Here is a 15142-nt window from a genome sequence, read left to right as displayed (position 1 = left end):
CCTCAGGCGGCGGGGCGGATTGCGCGCTTGTCGGCGAGAAACCGCGACAACGCCTCAACGGTCGGATGGTCGTAGAAGTCGTCCGTCGATAGCTCGAGGTCGAGCTTCTCCTCGAGTTCCATCATCAGGTAGACCAGCATCGCCGAATCGAGGCCGAGGCGGCTGAATTTCGTGCCGATATCGACGCGGTCGCTCGAAATTCGCAGGATATTTGCCAGGGCGGTAACGCAGAAATCCGAAATCTGCTCGCGTGTCATGTCATGTCCCAGAAACAATGGGAACGACAATAGGGGCGACCCCCTGGTTGTCAATTTGGTCGGAACGCCGCTGCGTTGAAGGTTGTGGACTGTTGCTTCCTTGCGTCGGCCGGTGCCCAATCCGTGCACGGGCTGGCGCCATTTCCTGCGGTCGATTGCGGCAAGCGCCCGTCGCGGCAGCGGCTTCCTGATTCGCTGGCGCGGCAACGGCGCGTTCAAGTAGGTCAGTTCTGGTAGTAATAGCCCCGCGGTTGGTAAACCTGCCGGGGCTGCGGCTGATAGTAGGTGCCCTGCTGGCCGTAGCCCTGATTGTAGTATTGCTGCGGCTGCGGCTGATAGACCTGTGCGTCATAGAGCGGGCGGTTACCGCGCGGCGCGGGGTAGCGCGCGCCGGTGTCGCTGCCGTCGGCCGGATAGATGTAGTTGTCGTCTTGCGGCATGTAGCGGCGGGCAGGTGCGGCCTGAGGCGTCAGGTTCACGGGATCGCCTGATGTGGCGTACTGCTCTTCGGCGGGCTGCGGCGCGCGGGCCACTGCCGTGGGAGTGCGGCCACGCGGATTGCGGGCGAGCGCCACCTGCGCCGAGCCGGTCAGCGTTACCGTGGTGTTGAGCACGCCCTGCTGCTGCACTAGCGCGTAGAGCGTGGTGGCATTCTGGCGCGACAGCCGCACGCAGCCATGCGAGGCGGGCGTGCCGAGCCGGCCGACCGAGTCGGTGCCGTGGATGGCGTGCCCAACCTTGGTGAAGAAGATCGCGTGCGGCATCGGCGCGTCGTCGAATTCCTTGGAATAGTGATCCTCTTCCATGCGGAAGGCGCGGAACGCGCCGTTCGGCGTCTCCCGCGAGGGGATGCCTGTCGACACCGGCCAGTGGTAGCGCGCGACGCCGTCGACGGCGACGGTCATCTGCTGATTGTCCTTGTCGACGGTGATGTCGACCTTGGCCTGCGCGGCGCCCGCGCTCAAAAGCATCAGGGAGGTGAAAGCAATAAAAAACGAACGCATCTGACTCGTGGCCTCCGGCCTGTTCATACTAGGCGCCGCGGCTCTCCGTCCCCCGGCGTGCATTATGCCTGCAATCGCGCTTTCGTTCCAGCGGCCTGCAAAGCTAACCTTATTGCCATCGTTAACGGGACGCCCGGCGTAAGCAAGGCCGCTTTGTGCCGCAAAGCGAGCGGCAGCGCTGACATTTTCGCGAGCGGGAGATGCGTTCACAACGCCGACAATTCATCACAATGGTGCAACCATCCGGGGCGCAACCATTTGGCCGCATCGGCGTTGACGATCGCTGCCTCGACCGGCCGCTTCCGCGGCCGGTTTTACCTTTGGGAATGAAGATGAACAAAGTTTGCGTCGCCGCCGCTTCTCGGCCGGCTGGTCTGCCTTTCCGTGTGCTCTTCGCTGGCGCGGCCGTTCTGGCCGCGCTGTCCTGCGTCCCCCAGCCTGGCCATGCCCAAGGCATCGTTCGGGGCGCCCAGGAAGGTTCTTACGAAGGCAACCGGATCGCCGGCCCCGTCGGCGGCGTGGTTGGGGGCGCGGTCGGCGCCGGTGTCGGCGGTGCCGTCGGCGCGGTCGAGGGGGTGTTCGGCATTCCCCATCGCGGCCACCGTCGGTGTCGCGGCTATTACGACGGATACAACCGCTTCCACTGCTATCGGTAGAGCTTGCGATTCCGGGGCGCGCGCGTGCCCCCCGGAATGACGGCCGGATCAGTTCTTCAACCGATATCCCGTGCGGAAAATCCACCAGATCACGACCAGGCAGATCACCAGGAACGCCGTTGTCATGCCGATGCTGACGGCCATGCTGACGTCCGCGATCTCGTAGAAGCTCCAGCGGAAGCCGGAGATCAGATAGACGACCGGATTGAGCAGCGCCACCGTGCGCCAGGCGGGCGGCAGCATGTCGATGGAATAGAAGCTGCCGCCGAGGAAGGTCAACGGCGTCACCACCAGCATCGGGATCATCTGCAGCTTTTCGAATCCGTCGGCCCAGATGCCGATGATGAAGCCGAACAGGCTGAACGTCACCGCCGTCAGCACAAGGAAGGCCAGCATCCAGACCGGATGATGGATGTGCAGCGGCACGAACAGGCCAGCCGTGGCGAGGATGATCAGGCCGAGGATGATCGATTTGGTCGCGGCCGCGCCGACATAGCCGAGCACGATCTCGAAATAGGAGATCGGCGCCGACAGGATCTCGTAGATCGTGCCGGTGAATTTCGGGAAGTAGATGCCGAACGAGGCGTTGGCGATGCTCTGCGTCAGCACCGAGAGCATGATCAGGCCTGGCACGATGAAGGTGCCGTAGCTGACGCCCTCGACCTGGCTGATGCGCGAGCCGATCGCGGCGCCGAACACCACGAAATACAGCGAGGTCGAGACCACCGGCGAGACGATGCTTTGCAGCAGCGTGCGCCAGGTGCGCGCCATTTCGAACAGGTAGATGGCGCGGACAGCGCGGTAGTTCATGAGGCCCTCACGAGATCGACGAAGATGTCCTCGAGCGACGATTGCGTCGTGTCGAGATCGTTGAAGCGGATGCCGGCCGTGCGGAGATCGCCGAGCAGGCTGGTGATGCCGGTGCGCTCGCCCTGGGTGTCGTAGTCGTAGACCAGCGTCGCGCCGCCGTCGCAGAGGTCGAGCTCGTAATGCCTGAGGCTCTCCGGCAGCGCATCGAGCTTGCCTTGCAGATGCAGCGTCAGCCGCTTCTTGCCGAGCTTCTGCATCAAGGTGGCCTTGTCCTCGATCAGCACGATCTCGCCCTTGTTGATGACGCCGATGCGGTCGGCCATCTCCTCGGCTTCCTCGATGTAATGCGTGGTCAGGATGATGGTGACGCCGGATTGCTGGAGCGTGCGCACCACCTCCCACATGCCCTTGCGCAGTTCGACGTCGACCCCGGCGGTCGGCTCGTCCAGGAACAGGATCTGCGGCTCGTGCGACAGCGCTTTGGCGATCATCACGCGACGCTTCATGCCGCCGGAGAGCGTGATGATCTTGCTGTCCTTCTTGTCCCACAGCGAGAGGTCTTTCAGCACCTTCTCGATATGATCGGGGTTCTTCGGCTTGCCGAACAGCCCGCGGGAGAAGCTCACGGTCGCCCACACGCTCTCGAAGGCATCGGTGTGCAATTCCTGCGGCACCAGCCCGATCAGCGAGCGCGCCTTGCGATAGGAGGTCTGGATGTTCTCGCCGCCGACGAGGACCTTGCCTTCGCTCGGATTGGCAATGCCGCAGATGATCGAGATCAGCGTGGTCTTGCCGGCGCCGTTGGGGCCGAGCAAGGCGAAGATTTCGCCGCGCGTGATGTCGAGATTGACGTTCTTGAGCGCCTTGAAGCCGGACCCATAGGTCTTCGACAAATTGGCGACGGAAATGATGGAGGACATGATTGCCGCAAGTCTGAGGGGCTAAGGCTGGGGAGGGGAGGCTGGAACCTACCGGGAGGGGCGGGTCAGCGGAGCCCTGACATAGGAAGGCCCTTGCGCGGCTGCAATTAGCGGGAGAAAAATGGCCTCGAAACAGCTCCTTCCGTGGCAGGTTTCGGGCAAGTGTTGCGCGATGGTCACGGCTTGATGCTAAGATCGTCGTTCACGCGGCTCTTTGTTGCGTCTGCGAGCAGGCCATGGCTACGATTCCGGCCGAAGCATATTCCCAGGGAAAAGATCGATGAGACCGAACGGCCGTCACACCGCTGGCGTCAGCCAGTTGTCCGCCCTCCGTGCCTGGGCGATGGGCCTGCTCCTGCTGTCAGCTGTTGCCATCAGCCCGACCACCGCCAGGGCGGCGCCGAGCCAGGCTGCGGTCGCGACCACGCATGTCTACCTCCTCCGCGGCGTGCTCAACATCTTCTCGCTCGGGCTCGACACGATCGGCGCCCGGCTCCAGGCGCAGGGCATCCCGGTGACCGTGGCGAATTTCGTGTCCTGGTCCTCGCTCGCCGATGAGGCCGCCACTGCCTACAAGGCCGGCCGGCTCAAGACCATCGTGCTGGTCGGGCACTCCTCCGGCGCGACCGCTCTGCCGGACATGATCGCCAAGCTCAACCGTCTTGGCGTGCCCGTGAAGCTCGCGATCGGGCTCGACTCCGTGTTCAAGACCAAGCTGTCGACCGGCGCTGAACGCTACATCAACATCTATATCGGCGACGGCCCCGGCGAGCCGGTGAAGCGCGCAGACGGTTTTCGCGGCAAGCTCGACAATGTCGACGTCCGCGGCTCCGGCGTCGGCCACATCTCGATCGACAAGAACGAGGCGATCCAGCGCCGCGTGATTGCCGAGATCGACGCCGCAATCATGCGCTCGCGCGCACCTGCTCCGGTTGCCGAACCCGGCGGGCCCGGGCCGGCGCGCTCGGCGGCGGCAACGGCTCCCCGGAATTAAGCCCTTCGCCGCAAGCCACTGAATTGACAATGCCGCCGTCATGCCGACGGCGGCATTGTCGTATCTGCACAAGCCGGGACTTGATCACCCGCCGGTCGAACGAAGGGAACTCGGCACACGATCTGGTGTTGTTACACCATGACGAGGAGACGAGACGTCGGCCCCATGGCGGTTCAGCCCGAGCGAACCTGGGCCGGCCGGCCTGTTTCCGAACATGTCCTGGAGAAAAAGCCGCAGCCTCAATCGGGCCAGTTGAGCGCGACGCGAGCCGTCCTGTTAAGGCGGCACGCGCTCCGAACCCAGCGGGCGTTGCTCGCCGACAACAGCGACGGTCGCACGAGTTCCTCGAAGTGATACGCCGGGTTTCCGGTATGCCGTCTGTCTGAGGCCAGTCCACGTGAAGTTTTTTCAGTGCCCGTCATGCCGCCATCCTGTCTCGTTCGAGCACGTCGCGTGCACGAATTGCAGCACCGAGCTGGCGTTCGATTCCTCGCGCATCGAGATGACGAAACTTGCATCCCATCAATCTTGCCGTAACCGCGAGATCATCGGCTGCAACTGGTGTGTCGAGGGCGCGGACTGGTATTGCGGCTCGTGCCGCCTCACGCGCACAATTCCAAACCTCGGCAGCACCAGAAACATCATGCTCTGGCGCCGTATGGAGGAAGCCAAGCGCCGTCTTCTCTATGATCTCAGTCGCCTCAAGCTTCCGCTCGCATCGCGCACCGGCGCAGAATTGGCTTTCGACATTCTTTCGGACGAGGTCGGTCCGATCGTGACGGGGCATCTCTCGGGCCTGATCACGCTCAACCTTGCGGAGGCCGACGATGTCGAACGAGAATCTCGCCGCGTGGCGTTCCGGGAGCCGTACCGCACGCTGCTCGGGCATTTCCGGCACGAGATCGGTCACTTCTATTGGGACCTGCTCGTCGACGGCACGACATTCCAGGCCCCGTTCAAGCTGATCTTCGGTGACCAAGCGCAGGACTATCAGGCCGCGATCAACTCCTATTACAGCCGCGCCGATCGTTCATACGACCGAAGCGGCTTCATCAGCGAGTACGCCACGTCCCACCCCTGGGAGGATTGGGCGGAAACGTTCGCGCATTTCCTGCATATCGTGTCGACGCTCGACTCGCTGGCAGGTTTGCCGTTGGCGCTGGACGAGCGCGCCCGGCAGACCCTGACGGATCCCTATCTCGAGAGCGACTTCGAGGCACTCCTGGCACTGTGGATGCCGCTTGCTCGCAGCATCAACGAACTCAACCGCTCGCTCGGGATGAGCGATGCATATCCCTTCGACATATCGCCGGCGGTCAAAGGCAAGCTGCATCTCGTCCATATGGCGATCAGCGCATTCCGCGCTCAGCAGAGCCTGGCGGCGTAACTTTCGCGGAGGACAGCCCCCGTTACGTCAGGAAGGTACGAATGCTGTCCGCGATTTCCTTCGCGTGCGTCTCCAGCGCGAAATGACCGGTGTCAAAGAACTGCACCAAGGCGTTCGGATTATCGCGCTTGAACGCTTCGGCGCCGGGCGGAATAAAGAATGGGTCGTTCTTGCCCCAGACCGCGAGGAACGGCGGCGTGTGCTTGCGGAAATAGTCCTGGAAGGCCGGATAGAGCGCGACGTTGCTCTTGTAGTCGCCGAACAGGTCGAGCTGCACGTCGTCCGAGCCCGGGCGCGCAAGGTAGAAGTTGTCGAGGCTCTGGCCGTCCGGTGACACGGTCATCGGATCGGGGACGCCATGCGTGTACTGCCAGCGCGTCGCTTCCGGCGTGAGGAGCGCGCGTAGCGCGTCGCGATTGGCCGGCGACGGATCCTGCCAATAGGTCTTGAGCGGAGTCCAGTCGTCGCTGAGCCCTTCCTCGTAGGCGTTGCCGTTCTGTGAGATGATTGCCGTGATCCGCTCGGGGTGACTGAGCGCAAGCCGGAAACCAGTCGGCGCGCCGTAATCGAAAACGTAGACCGCGAAACGGTCGAACCCGATCATTTCGGTGAAGCGTTCGATCACGCGCGCGAAATTGTCGAACGTGTAACGGAAGCTTTTGCGCGAAGGCATGTCGGATTGGCCGAAGCCGGGAAGGTCGGGCGCCACGATATGAAACCTGTCCGCCAGCAGCGGGATGAGGTCACGAAACATGTGGCCTGCGCTGGGGAAGCCGTGCAGCAGCAGGAGTTTTGGCGCTCCGACACGACCGGCCTCGCGATAGAACACCTTGAAGCCCTCGACATCCGCGGTGCGGTACGCGATTGCGGCCATGACATTCTCCATCTTAGTAACCACTAAATTGCCTACTAAGAGGTTACGTCTCCTTACCGTAACTTGTCAATGCCGTTCTATCAGGTTATCTGAGTCCATGCTCCCGACCGGCCAAGGACCGCTCATGGACCGCCCGCCCGCCATGTTCATCGCCGACTCTCTCGGCCTCGACTTCCTCAACTCGGTGGCGACGCCGCTCGATACGCCGGTCGACTGGATCGATGATGGTCATGGCCTGATCGACTGGCTGGCGCAGGCGAAGCTGGTGCCCGCGGATGATCTGCACGCGCTGACGGCGCGCGCCACGCCGGAGGAGCTGGACAAGGTTGCGGATCAGGCGCGCGCCTTGCGCGAATGGTTCAGGGGCTTCGTGCGCAAGCATGCAGGCCGACCGCTCACGACGGATGCATTGCGCGAGCTCGATCCGTTGAACAGCCTGCTGGAGCGCGACGAAGCGTTCAGCCGGATCGAGCCGGGCCATGCCGATGGCGGCGCTCTGGCATTGCGAATGAGGCGGCGCTGGCGATCGCCGGAGGCGCTATTGCTGCCGGTTGGCGAAGCCATGGCGAAGTTCGTTTGCGACGAGGATTTTTCGAACGTCAAGGCGTGCGAGGGGCACAACTGCACCATGCTGTTCGCCGACCACACGCGCAGACGCGCGCGGCGATGGTGCATCATGGCGGTCTGCGGCAACCGCGCGAAACAGGCCGCACACCGCAGCAGGCTCAAGAGCATGCAGTGATTGGGGGGCGAGATGCTGGAATGAGCGCGGATCGAGCCCCGGTTCCGTGCCCCAAATTCCACCCAATCGACCGTCACTAAGCGCCTTTGGGGGAGGCTGCAGCCTCCCGGAGTGGGACTGCTGGACTGATGATCGATTTGAGGCGACTTCTCGCGCTGGCAGCCGTTGCGCTGCTCGCCTTGAGCACCGGGACGACCGCTGCCTCACCTGCCAAGACGAAGCCCGCCGCGGCCGCACCCGTCGCGCCGCCGCCCCCACCGTTCGAGCCATTGCCGCCGCCGAAGATCTACCTGTTCCGTGGCGCCATGGGGCCGTTCTTCTCCACCGGCATGGACCGGCTCGAAGAGAAGCTGACGCAGGCCGGCTTTTCGGCTAACGTCTATGAATTCACCATCTGCCGATGGATCGGCGATCGTGCGATCTCCAGCTACAAGGAAGCGCCGGCGCCGATCGTGCTGATGGGGCATTCGATGGGCGGGCTTTGCTCGATCGTCATCTCCGAGATGGCGGCCAAGGAGAACATCCCGATCAGCCTCGTCATCACCATCGATCCCGCGCATGCGACCGGCGACGTGCCGCTCAATGTCGAGCGCTTCATCAACATCTATCTCTCCGACAGCGTGCTTGGCGGCGGCAACGTGGTCGCGGTGCCGGGCTATCGCGGTCACTATGCGAGCTATGACCTGAAGGAGAACGCGCGGGTCAGCCACATCAACATCGAGAAGTCCGACGACATCCACCGTCAGATCGTCGATATGGTCACGCAGTTGCCGCGCATTCCGCCCCAGACGCAGGTCGATGCCGTGCCGCTGCGTTATCTCGTGCCGGCGAATACGCTGGTCGAATTGTGGGACAGTGGCGTGCGGCTACCGGTGCGCCGCGGCGACACCATGGAGAGCATCGCGGCAGCCAATCGCGTGCCGCTGTGGTCGCTGGCGCAGAGCAACTCGCTGCCGGAGAACGCGACGCTCACCCCCGGCCAGTCCATCATCGTTCCACGCCACCTGACGCCGCCGGAGCCGACAGCCGCCATGGCGACCCCCCCGCCGGGACGGCGGTAAGCGGTCAGCAACGGAGATGGCCGGGATGGGCTTGGCTGATGCCAGGCACCATCCCTCGCGGCACCTGTCATTCACGCATCTTGTGCCGCGGCAGCCATCTTGATGCGGGAGTCGCCAAGGAGGAGCGAGCCGTGGCGGAAGCCCGGCCCGCCGGGCCATAGGGCGCGGCGAGAAGCATCATAAACAAGGACCTGTCAGCCGCATATTTGGCAGCGGGTCGGCCATTTTCGAAGCCGTGCATGACCAGGCGTCCTTCCGTCGTGCAGACACGCCATCGCCATGTCCTTCGACCGCACTTCTTCAGGAACACTTCGAATGTCGGGAGGTGTTCGGGCATGTCGATCACCCGTGCCGGCTTGCCGTCAGGCGCGTGGTGGCGTTCCCCATTGCCCGGCTCGGAGCCTGAAAGGTGAGCGGAAAGGCGGAGACGGCGAGCTTCTCGATCGCCGAGCGCTCCTCGGACACACGTCTCTCGATGAACCGCCGTTCGAACTCGGTCAGCTCGGTCTTGAGCAACCGCTGATAGCGGCTGATGTTGCTGCGGTGGCCGCGCAACAAGGCCAGCTCTTCATCAAGCATCATCGCAATCCCCGTTGAGCTGTCGTTGCCTAGGCTGCGAGGCCGGTTCGTTCGACGGATCGCGTGCGGACCGGCTTGCCGCCCGGAGGGCCCTTCGGATGGTGGTCGAGGCTCGCGAGCGCTTCCAGAATTTCGTCGATGGTGACGGCTTTGTCCGAGCCGGGCAGCTCCCGCAATGTCGGGCTCGAGGCGACACTGGCTGCGTCCGAAGCCCAGGACGTGAGGATCGCGCGCTTCTCGCCGATCGACAAAGTTGGATCGGCTATGACGTCGCGGGGATGATCATAGACGGAGCCAGGGTGCAATATCGCGTTCAGATCGATGATGTTGTCGGCATGATCGAGCATGAGAGGTCCTCCTCCTTTCTCTAAAACCTCTGACTTGCATTCGGGTACGCGATCGAAGGCCATGGCCGATCCCGCCCGACGATCGGGCGGGATCACCGGGCCTCCGACAGACCGAATTCAGGCGGCTTTGCCCTCGAGTTGATGCACGTTGCCGGACGGCGCGGCATTGATGGCAATTCGCCGCGGCTTCATGGCTTCAGGGATTTCTCGGACCAGTTCGATCTTGAGCAAGCCGTTCTCGAACGAGGCGCTGTGCACCTGAACATACTCGGCCAGGTTAAACTGCCGCTTGAACGGTCGCGCGGAAATGCCCCGGTAGAGATACTCGCGTTCGGTTCTGTCCGGCTTGTTTCCCTCGACGGTCACCGCATTCTGCTCGGCCGTCACCGCGACCTCGTTGGGTGAGAAACCCGCAATCGCAAGCGAAATCTGGTAGCGATCCTCGCCGAGACGTTCGATGTTGTAGGGAGGATAGTTGTCCTCGCCGGCACGCTGTGCCGTTTCAACGAGGTCGAAAAGGCGGTCGAAGCCAACGGTCGAACGCCACAAGGGAGAGAAGTCGTAAGTGCGCATAGCCAGATCCTCCAAGGAGCAAAATGGATACGAACGACACCGGACACGACCGGTGCCCGTCTCAGCTTCCCGACCCTACAGGCGTCGGGAACACCACCTCTCGGCGGCAGCGGAAAAATAAAAAAAGCCCGTTTTGGTTTCAAGAGGGGGGCTCAAAATTTTTCGGAATCCCTGGCGCCTCCCGCTGACGTAGCTCGGATTACACGTTCGATCCGTGGATCGCTTCGATCACGGCATCCGTCACGTCCTTTGTCGTCGCCTTGCCGCCGACATCGGGCGTCAGCACGCCGGCCGCGCAGACGCGCTCCACCGCCGCCATCAACCGCACCGCCGCGTCCTTCTCGCCCAGATGCTCCAGCATCTGTGCGCCGGTCCAGAACGTCGCGACCGGGTTGGCGATGCCCTTGCCGGTGATGTCGAAGGCCGAGCCGTGGATCGGCTCGAACATCGAGGGGAAGCGGCGCTGCGGGTCGATATTGGCGGTTGGCGCGACGCCGAGGCTGCCCGCCAGCGCCCCGGCGAGGTCGGAGAGGATGTCGGCGTGCAAATTGGTCGCGACAATGGTGTCGAGGCTCTTCGGATGCAGCGTCATGCGCACCGTCATGGCGTCGACCAGCATCTTGTCCCAGGTCACATCGGGGAATTCGGCCGCGACTTCGGCGGCGATCTCGTCCCACATCACCATGCCATGGCGCTGCGCGTTCGACTTGGTCACCACGGTCAGGAACTTGCGCGGGCGCGACCGCGCCAGCTCGAATGCATAGCGCATGATCCGCGTCACGCCGACGCGGGTGAACACCGCGACCTCGGTGCCGACCTCTTCGGGGAGACCCCTGTGGGCGCGGCCGCCCATGCCGGCATATTCGCCCTCGGAATTCTCGCGCACGATCACCCAGTCGAGGTCGCCGACGCCGACATTGCGCAGCGGCGAGGCGACGCCCGGCAAGATCTTGGTCGGCCGCACATTGGCGTATTGGTCAAAGCCCTGGCAGATCGGCAGCCGCAGGCCCCACAGCGTGATGTGATCGGGCACGTCGGGCGCACCGACCGCGCCGAAATAGATCGCGTCGAATTTCTTGAGCTCCGCGAGACCGTCGGCCGGCATCATCACGCCGTGCTTCTTGTAATAGTCCGAACCCCAGTCGAAGGTCTTGATGTTGAAGGCGAGGTCACCGCTGCGGTTGGCCAGCGCCTCCAGCACGCGGACGCCGGCGGAGATGACCTCGGGGCCGATGCCGTCCGCGGGGATCGCTGCAATCGAATGGGTGCGCATGAAGGGCTCCGTCCAGATGTCGGTGGGGTTGCGTAACGCTAGCGAACCTAGGGGCCGGGACTCAATCGGCGCTGGTTTATACAAAAAAATGATATAATCCCGTCACAGGATCAGAGGACCGGTGGATGGAATTGCATCAGTTGCGATGCTTCGTGGCGGCGGCCGAGCAGTTGCATTTCGGCCACGCGGCGCAGCATCTCCAGATGCTGCCCTCCGCGCTGGGCCGCCAGATCAAGCTGCTGGAGCAGGATCTGGACACGCGACTGTTCGCACGGACGACGCGTGCGGTGTCGCTGACGGAAGATGGCGCGACGCTGCTGCGTGATGCCCGTGCCATCCTCGCCCGCGTCGAGGCGGTCGAGACCAACCTGCGCAATCGCGCGCGCGCTGGGGCTGCTCGAAAACTCCGGGTCGGCGCCATCGACAGTGCCGCGGCGGGGCTGTTACCGGCGCTGCTGCGCGATTTTCGCGCAAAGCATCCCGATATCGCAGTGCAGCTCCTGGAAGAGAAGACCGTCCGGCTGCTGCCAAAGATCCTGACCGGCGCGCTCGATCTTGCCTTCGTGCGTCCACCGGCTCAGCGGGACAAGCGGCTCGAATTCCGCGATCTGCTGCAGGAAACAGCCATCGTGGCCTTCCCGCAGCGCCACGCGCTGGCCAAACGCAAGTCGATCACGCTGGCGGAGATCGCCGAGGAGGCGATGCTGGTGCCGGATCGTCGCTCGCGGCCGCACAGCCACGACCTCACGATAAGACTATTCGAGCAGGCAGGCCTCACGCCGCGCGTCGTGCAGGTCGCCGACGAGAAGCAGACCATCATCAATCTCGTCGCAACCAGGCTCGGGGTCGCGATCGTGCCGCGCTGGACCATGCGGATGGCGGTGTCAGGCGTGCGCTTCGTGCCGCTGCGGCCAAAGCAGATCGGGCCCGTCGGCCGGCTGCCGCTCGCTGCCGCATGGCTGCGCGGCTCGCGCGACCCCGCCCGCGACGCAATGCTCTCCGTGCTCGAGACGCGCCTGCGCAGCTATGCGCGCGACGCCTGAGGCGCTATGACATCGACTTGGCGAGAGGGGTGATGCGATGGCTGAACGGACAGCTTCGAACGAATTGCGGGTTGCCGTCGCGGGGCTCGGCTCGATCGGCACCAAGATCGCGACCGCGCTCGATCAGGGCATCGAGGGATTGACGCTCTCCGCCGTGGCGGTGCGCGATCCTGCAAAGCATCAGAAATTGCTCGGCAGCCTGCGTCGTCCGCCATCCCTACTGCCGCTCGACCAGCTCGGCGACGCCGCTGATATCGTGGTGGAGTGCGCGCCGAGCAGCCAACTCCGCGCGATCGTCGAGCCCGCGGTGAAACGCGGCAGGGCCGCGGTCGTTGTCAGCGTCGGAGGGCTGCTCGACAATTTTGATCTCGTCGATCTCGCCCGGGCCAATGGCGGCCGCATCCTCGTGCCGACCGGCGCGCTGATCGGGCTCGACGCCGTCAACGCCGCTGCGATCGGCACCATCCATTCGGTGAAGATGGTCACGCGCAAGCCGATCGACGGGTTGAAGGGCGCGCCGTTCATCGTCGCGAACAACATCGATATCGACAATCTGCGCGAGCCGCTCAAGCTGTTCGAGGGCACCGCGCGGGAGGCAGCGAAAGGCTTTCCGGCCAACCTCAACGTTGCGGTCGCGCTGTCGCTCGCGGGCGTCGGGCCGGATCGCACCCAGGTGCAAATCTGGGCCGACCCGACCGTGACGCGCAATGTTCATCGCATCGAGGTCGAGTCGGATTCCGCGCGCTTCTCGATGTCAATCGAGAACGTCCCCTCCGAGAATCCCAAGACCGGGTTGATCACGGCACTGTCGGTGATCGCGCTGCTCCGCAAGCAGCGCACCACGCTTAGCGTTGGAACATAACCTTCAAGCGCCCGTCACGCGCCAGATCACGTTGCCGACGTCGTCGGCCATCAGCAGCGATTTCTTGTCGGGACCGATCACGACGCCGACCGGACGGCCGTAGGATTCTTTCTCGTCCGGCGCGAGGAAGCCGGACAGGATGTCGCGTGCTGGACCCGAAGGCTTTCCGTTCTCGAACGGGATGAACACCAGCTTGTAGCCGGACAGCGTGCTGCGATTCCACGAGCCGTGCTGGCCGATCGCCATGCCGTCGGGGAAGCCCGGCAGCGTGCCCGCGGGCATCCAGCACAGGCCGAGCGAGGCGGTGTGGCCGCCGAGCGCGTAGTCAGGCGTGAGTGCCTTGGCGACCATCGCCGGATCCTGCGGCACGCGGTCATCCACCGTCTTGCCCCAGTAGCAATAGGGCCAGCCGTAGAAACCGCCATCGCGCACCGAGGTCAGATAGTCCGGCGGCGTTTCGTCGCCGAGGCCGTCGCGCTCGTTGACGACGGTCCAGAGCACACCGGTCGTCGGCTCCCAGGCGAGACCAACCGGGTTGCGCAGGCCGGCGGCGAAGATGCGGTGCGTACCGGCGACGAGGTCGAGCTCGTAGACAGCGGCGCGGCCTTCCTCGACCTCCATGCCCATCTCGCCGATGTTGCTGAGCGAGCCGACGCCGGCATAGAGTTTCTTGCCGTCGGGGCTTGCGAGCAGGCTGCGGGTCCAGTGGCCGCTCGGCTTGAAAGTGGTGAGGCGCTTGCCCGGCGCGGTGATGCGATCGGCATTCGCCACGTACGGGAAGGCCATCACGCCGTCGGTGTTGCCGACATAGAAGGTGTCGCCGACCAGCGCCATGCCGAACGGCTGGCTGAGGTTTTCCATGAACGCGCCGCGATACTCCGCGACGCCGTCGCCATCCTTGTCGCGCAGCAGCGTGATGCGGTTGGCGCTGACGCCGAGCGCGGCGGCGCGCCGCATCGTCGCTTGCATTGCGTAGTGAAACACGGACCGCGGCGCCCCCGCGATCTGCGTCGCCTCCGCGATCAGCACGTCGCCATTGGGCAGCACCTCGATCCAGCGCGGATGGTCGAGGCCGGTCGCGAACGCATTGACCTTGAGCCCGGGTGCGACCGTCGGCTTCTGTCCTTCGCTCCAGCCCCGCGCCGTCGGCATCTTCAGTGTCGGAATGGCGCCTTGCGGCTTTGCTTGTGGAATGGCGGGCGACTGGCCCCAGGCCGGCGCAGGCACGGTGCCCGACAGCTTTCGCCATTGCAGCGCGATGCCACCGAGAAGCGCAACGAACTGCGCAAAGATGCTGGAAAAAGTCATGAGAAGCCCCTGTTTGCGCGCGCATCCAACGGGCTGACGGGGCAGACGTCAACCTGTGTGGAGCGCCGCGGGGCTCTATTCCCGTGGAATGGCAGCCGTTCGAATTTGCATGGGACGAATGCCGACAGGCTGCCCGGAGATCAGCGGCCGATCTGCCGCTCCGCCCGGCGCGCCGCGCGAAAATCATCCAGATGATGGATGTTCGGCGCGAGCGCCGCCTCTCTGGAGAGGAGATGATAGACGCGCGCCACCGTGCGCTGCTTCTGCTTCGGCCGCCCGGGCGGCAGCGCCCGCGCCTTGCGGACGGCGGCGATCGCGTGCTCGCGAAAATAATCGTAGGCGTCGGACATGGCTCGATGCTCTGCGGTCAGTGGCAGGTATCGAGAGGCTAACGGGCTGGAGGGAAGGCAGTTCCTCTCGCTGTCGTCCCGGCCTAGTGCGCAATTGCGCAC

18 protein-coding genes are annotated in these 15142 nt (G+C 64.2%); 7 read left to right on the top strand and 11 right to left on the bottom strand.

Translation table 11 applies throughout. The annotated features are described in order from the left end of the window. Positions 1-2: 2 nt before the first annotated feature. A complete protein-coding gene (locus tag AC0L23_RS15885) occupies positions 3-476 on the bottom strand; it encodes an acyl carrier protein (RefSeq protein ID WP_473296706.1) in 474 nt (157 codons plus the stop codon). Positions 477-481: 5 nt separating this feature from the next. Then, the gene (locus tag AC0L23_RS15880; protein ID WP_085361389.1) at positions 482-1288 is read right to left on the bottom strand and encodes a L,D-transpeptidase; all 807 of its coding nucleotides are present in this window, start codon (positions 1286-1288) and stop codon (positions 482-484) included. Positions 1289-1593: 305 nt separating this feature from the next. On the opposite strand from AC0L23_RS15880, the gene AC0L23_RS15875 reads away from it, so the two are divergent. Beyond that, positions 1594-1917: a hypothetical protein gene (locus AC0L23_RS15875; protein WP_085349135.1), complete on the top strand. Its 324-nt coding sequence runs from the start codon at positions 1594-1596 to the stop codon at positions 1915-1917. Between the two features lie 48 nt (positions 1918-1965). On the opposite strand, the gene AC0L23_RS15870 is transcribed toward AC0L23_RS15875, so the two are convergent. Continuing rightward, positions 1966-2727: an ABC transporter permease gene (locus AC0L23_RS15870; RefSeq protein ID WP_018454266.1), complete on the bottom strand. Its 762-nt coding sequence runs from the start codon at positions 2725-2727 to the stop codon at positions 1966-1968. After that, positions 2724-3647, bottom strand: a complete 924-nt coding sequence (locus AC0L23_RS15865) for an ABC transporter ATP-binding protein (RefSeq protein WP_085361388.1) — start codon at positions 3645-3647, stop codon at positions 2724-2726. The genes AC0L23_RS15870 and AC0L23_RS15865 overlap by 4 nt, the downstream gene beginning before the upstream one ends. 280 nt (positions 3648-3927) lie before the next feature. Between AC0L23_RS15865 and AC0L23_RS15860 the strand changes: the two genes are divergently transcribed. Both AC0L23_RS15860 and AC0L23_RS15855 read left to right on the top strand, forming a co-directional pair. After that, positions 3928-4641, top strand: coding sequence for a hypothetical protein (locus tag AC0L23_RS15860; RefSeq protein WP_473357105.1), 714 nt, complete (start codon positions 3928-3930; stop codon positions 4639-4641). A gap of 397 nt (positions 4642-5038) precedes the next feature. Next, positions 5039-6028: a zinc-binding metallopeptidase family protein gene (locus AC0L23_RS15855; protein ID WP_473357104.1), complete on the top strand. Its 990-nt coding sequence runs from the start codon at positions 5039-5041 to the stop codon at positions 6026-6028. A gap of 22 nt (positions 6029-6050) precedes the next feature. On the opposite strand, the gene AC0L23_RS15850 is transcribed toward AC0L23_RS15855, so the two are convergent. Next, positions 6051-6902, bottom strand: coding sequence for an alpha/beta fold hydrolase (locus AC0L23_RS15850; RefSeq protein WP_085360779.1), 852 nt, complete (start codon positions 6900-6902; stop codon positions 6051-6053). Positions 6903-7026: 124 nt separating this feature from the next. Here AC0L23_RS15850 and AC0L23_RS15845 point away from each other — a divergent pair, with 124 nt between their 5' ends. Continuing rightward, positions 7027-7644, top strand: a complete 618-nt coding sequence (locus AC0L23_RS15845) for a CGNR zinc finger domain-containing protein (protein WP_085350313.1) — start codon at positions 7027-7029, stop codon at positions 7642-7644. 128 nt (positions 7645-7772) lie between these two features. Continuing rightward, positions 7773-8705 carry a LysM peptidoglycan-binding domain-containing protein gene (locus AC0L23_RS15840; RefSeq protein WP_085385093.1) on the top strand — a complete coding sequence of 311 codons (933 nt, stop codon included), beginning with the start codon at positions 7773-7775 and terminating at the stop codon, positions 8703-8705. A 342-nt stretch (positions 8706-9047) separates the two neighbouring features. On the opposite strand, the gene AC0L23_RS15835 is transcribed toward AC0L23_RS15840, so the two are convergent. The 4 genes from AC0L23_RS15835 to AC0L23_RS15820 all read right to left on the bottom strand — a co-directional run bounded on the left by AC0L23_RS15835 (position 9048) and on the right by AC0L23_RS15820 (position 11477). Then, positions 9048-9287 (bottom strand): hypothetical protein, encoded by a 240-nt coding sequence (locus AC0L23_RS15835; protein WP_018454273.1) that lies wholly within the window; start codon positions 9285-9287, stop codon positions 9048-9050. A 26-nt stretch (positions 9288-9313) separates the two neighbouring features. Continuing rightward, positions 9314-9631 (bottom strand): hypothetical protein, encoded by a 318-nt coding sequence (locus AC0L23_RS15830; RefSeq protein ID WP_085385094.1) that lies wholly within the window; start codon positions 9629-9631, stop codon positions 9314-9316. Between the two features lie 117 nt (positions 9632-9748). After that, entirely contained in the window at positions 9749-10204 is a 456-nt protein-coding gene (gene hspD / locus AC0L23_RS15825; RefSeq protein WP_018454275.1) for a small heat shock protein HspD, read from the bottom strand. A 199-nt stretch (positions 10205-10403) separates the two neighbouring features. After that, entirely contained in the window at positions 10404-11477 is a 1074-nt protein-coding gene (locus AC0L23_RS15820; protein WP_085360616.1) for a tartrate dehydrogenase, read from the bottom strand. 125 nt (positions 11478-11602) lie between these two features. On the opposite strand from AC0L23_RS15820, the gene AC0L23_RS15815 reads away from it, so the two are divergent. Together AC0L23_RS15815 and AC0L23_RS15810 are read left to right on the top strand one after the other, a co-directional pair. Further along, positions 11603-12520: a LysR family transcriptional regulator gene (locus AC0L23_RS15815; RefSeq protein WP_085350297.1), complete on the top strand. Its 918-nt coding sequence runs from the start codon at positions 11603-11605 to the stop codon at positions 12518-12520. 37 nt (positions 12521-12557) lie between these two features. After that, positions 12558-13382, top strand: coding sequence for an aspartate dehydrogenase (locus AC0L23_RS15810; RefSeq protein WP_085385095.1), 825 nt, complete (start codon positions 12558-12560; stop codon positions 13380-13382). Between the two features lie 3 nt (positions 13383-13385). Here AC0L23_RS15810 and AC0L23_RS15805 read toward each other — a convergent pair whose 3' ends face one another. Together AC0L23_RS15805 and AC0L23_RS15800 are read right to left on the bottom strand one after the other, a co-directional pair. Beyond that, a complete protein-coding gene (locus AC0L23_RS15805; protein WP_085385096.1) occupies positions 13386-14690 on the bottom strand; it encodes a PQQ-dependent sugar dehydrogenase in 1305 nt (434 codons plus the stop codon). Between the two features lie 140 nt (positions 14691-14830). Next, entirely contained in the window at positions 14831-15040 is a 210-nt protein-coding gene (locus tag AC0L23_RS15800) for a hypothetical protein (RefSeq protein ID WP_007613466.1), read from the bottom strand. Between the last annotated feature and the right edge of the window lie 102 nt (positions 15041-15142).

The organism is Bradyrhizobium sp. MI1.4 (genome assembly GCF_055811315.1).
The sequence above is the reverse complement of the archived record's forward strand: the minus strand, read 5'-3'. Positions and strand labels throughout refer to the sequence as shown.

Bases quoted from the DNA above. Each gene is read 5' to 3' on its own strand.
- AC0L23_RS15840 (WP_085385093.1), top strand. From the start codon at position 7,773: ATGATCGATTTGAGGCGACTTCTCGCGCTGGCAGCCGTTGCGCTGCTC.
- AC0L23_RS15830 (WP_085385094.1), bottom strand. From the start codon at position 9,631: ATGCTCGATCATGCCGACAACATCATCGATCTGAACGCGATATTGCAC.
- AC0L23_RS15875 (WP_085349135.1), top strand. From the start codon at position 1,594: ATGAACAAAGTTTGCGTCGCCGCCGCTTCTCGGCCGGCTGGTCTGCCT.
- AC0L23_RS15870 (WP_018454266.1), bottom strand. From the start codon at position 2,727: ATGAACTACCGCGCTGTCCGCGCCATCTACCTGTTCGAAATGGCGCGC.
- AC0L23_RS15820 (WP_085360616.1), bottom strand. From the start codon at position 11,477: ATGCGCACCCATTCGATTGCAGCGATCCCCGCGGACGGCATCGGCCCC.
- AC0L23_RS15860 (WP_473357105.1), top strand. From the start codon at position 3,928: ATGAGACCGAACGGCCGTCACACCGCTGGCGTCAGCCAGTTGTCCGCC.
- AC0L23_RS15865 (WP_085361388.1), bottom strand. From the start codon at position 3,647: ATGTCCTCCATCATTTCCGTCGCCAATTTGTCGAAGACCTATGGGTCC.
- AC0L23_RS15805 (WP_085385096.1), bottom strand. From the start codon at position 14,690: ATGACTTTTTCCAGCATCTTTGCGCAGTTCGTTGCGCTTCTCGGTGGC.
- AC0L23_RS15835 (WP_018454273.1), bottom strand. From the start codon at position 9,287: ATGATGCTTGATGAAGAGCTGGCCTTGTTGCGCGGCCACCGCAGCAAC.
- AC0L23_RS15800 (WP_007613466.1), bottom strand. From the start codon at position 15,040: ATGTCCGACGCCTACGATTATTTTCGCGAGCACGCGATCGCCGCCGTC.
- hspD (WP_018454275.1), bottom strand. From the start codon at position 10,204: ATGCGCACTTACGACTTCTCTCCCTTGTGGCGTTCGACCGTTGGCTTC.
- AC0L23_RS15815 (WP_085350297.1), top strand. From the start codon at position 11,603: ATGGAATTGCATCAGTTGCGATGCTTCGTGGCGGCGGCCGAGCAGTTG.
- AC0L23_RS15880 (WP_085361389.1), bottom strand. From the start codon at position 1,288: ATGAACAGGCCGGAGGCCACGAGTCAGATGCGTTCGTTTTTTATTGCT.
- AC0L23_RS15845 (WP_085350313.1), top strand. From the start codon at position 7,027: ATGGACCGCCCGCCCGCCATGTTCATCGCCGACTCTCTCGGCCTCGAC.
- AC0L23_RS15850 (WP_085360779.1), bottom strand. From the start codon at position 6,902: ATGGCCGCAATCGCGTACCGCACCGCGGATGTCGAGGGCTTCAAGGTG.
- AC0L23_RS15810 (WP_085385095.1), top strand. From the start codon at position 12,558: ATGGCTGAACGGACAGCTTCGAACGAATTGCGGGTTGCCGTCGCGGGG.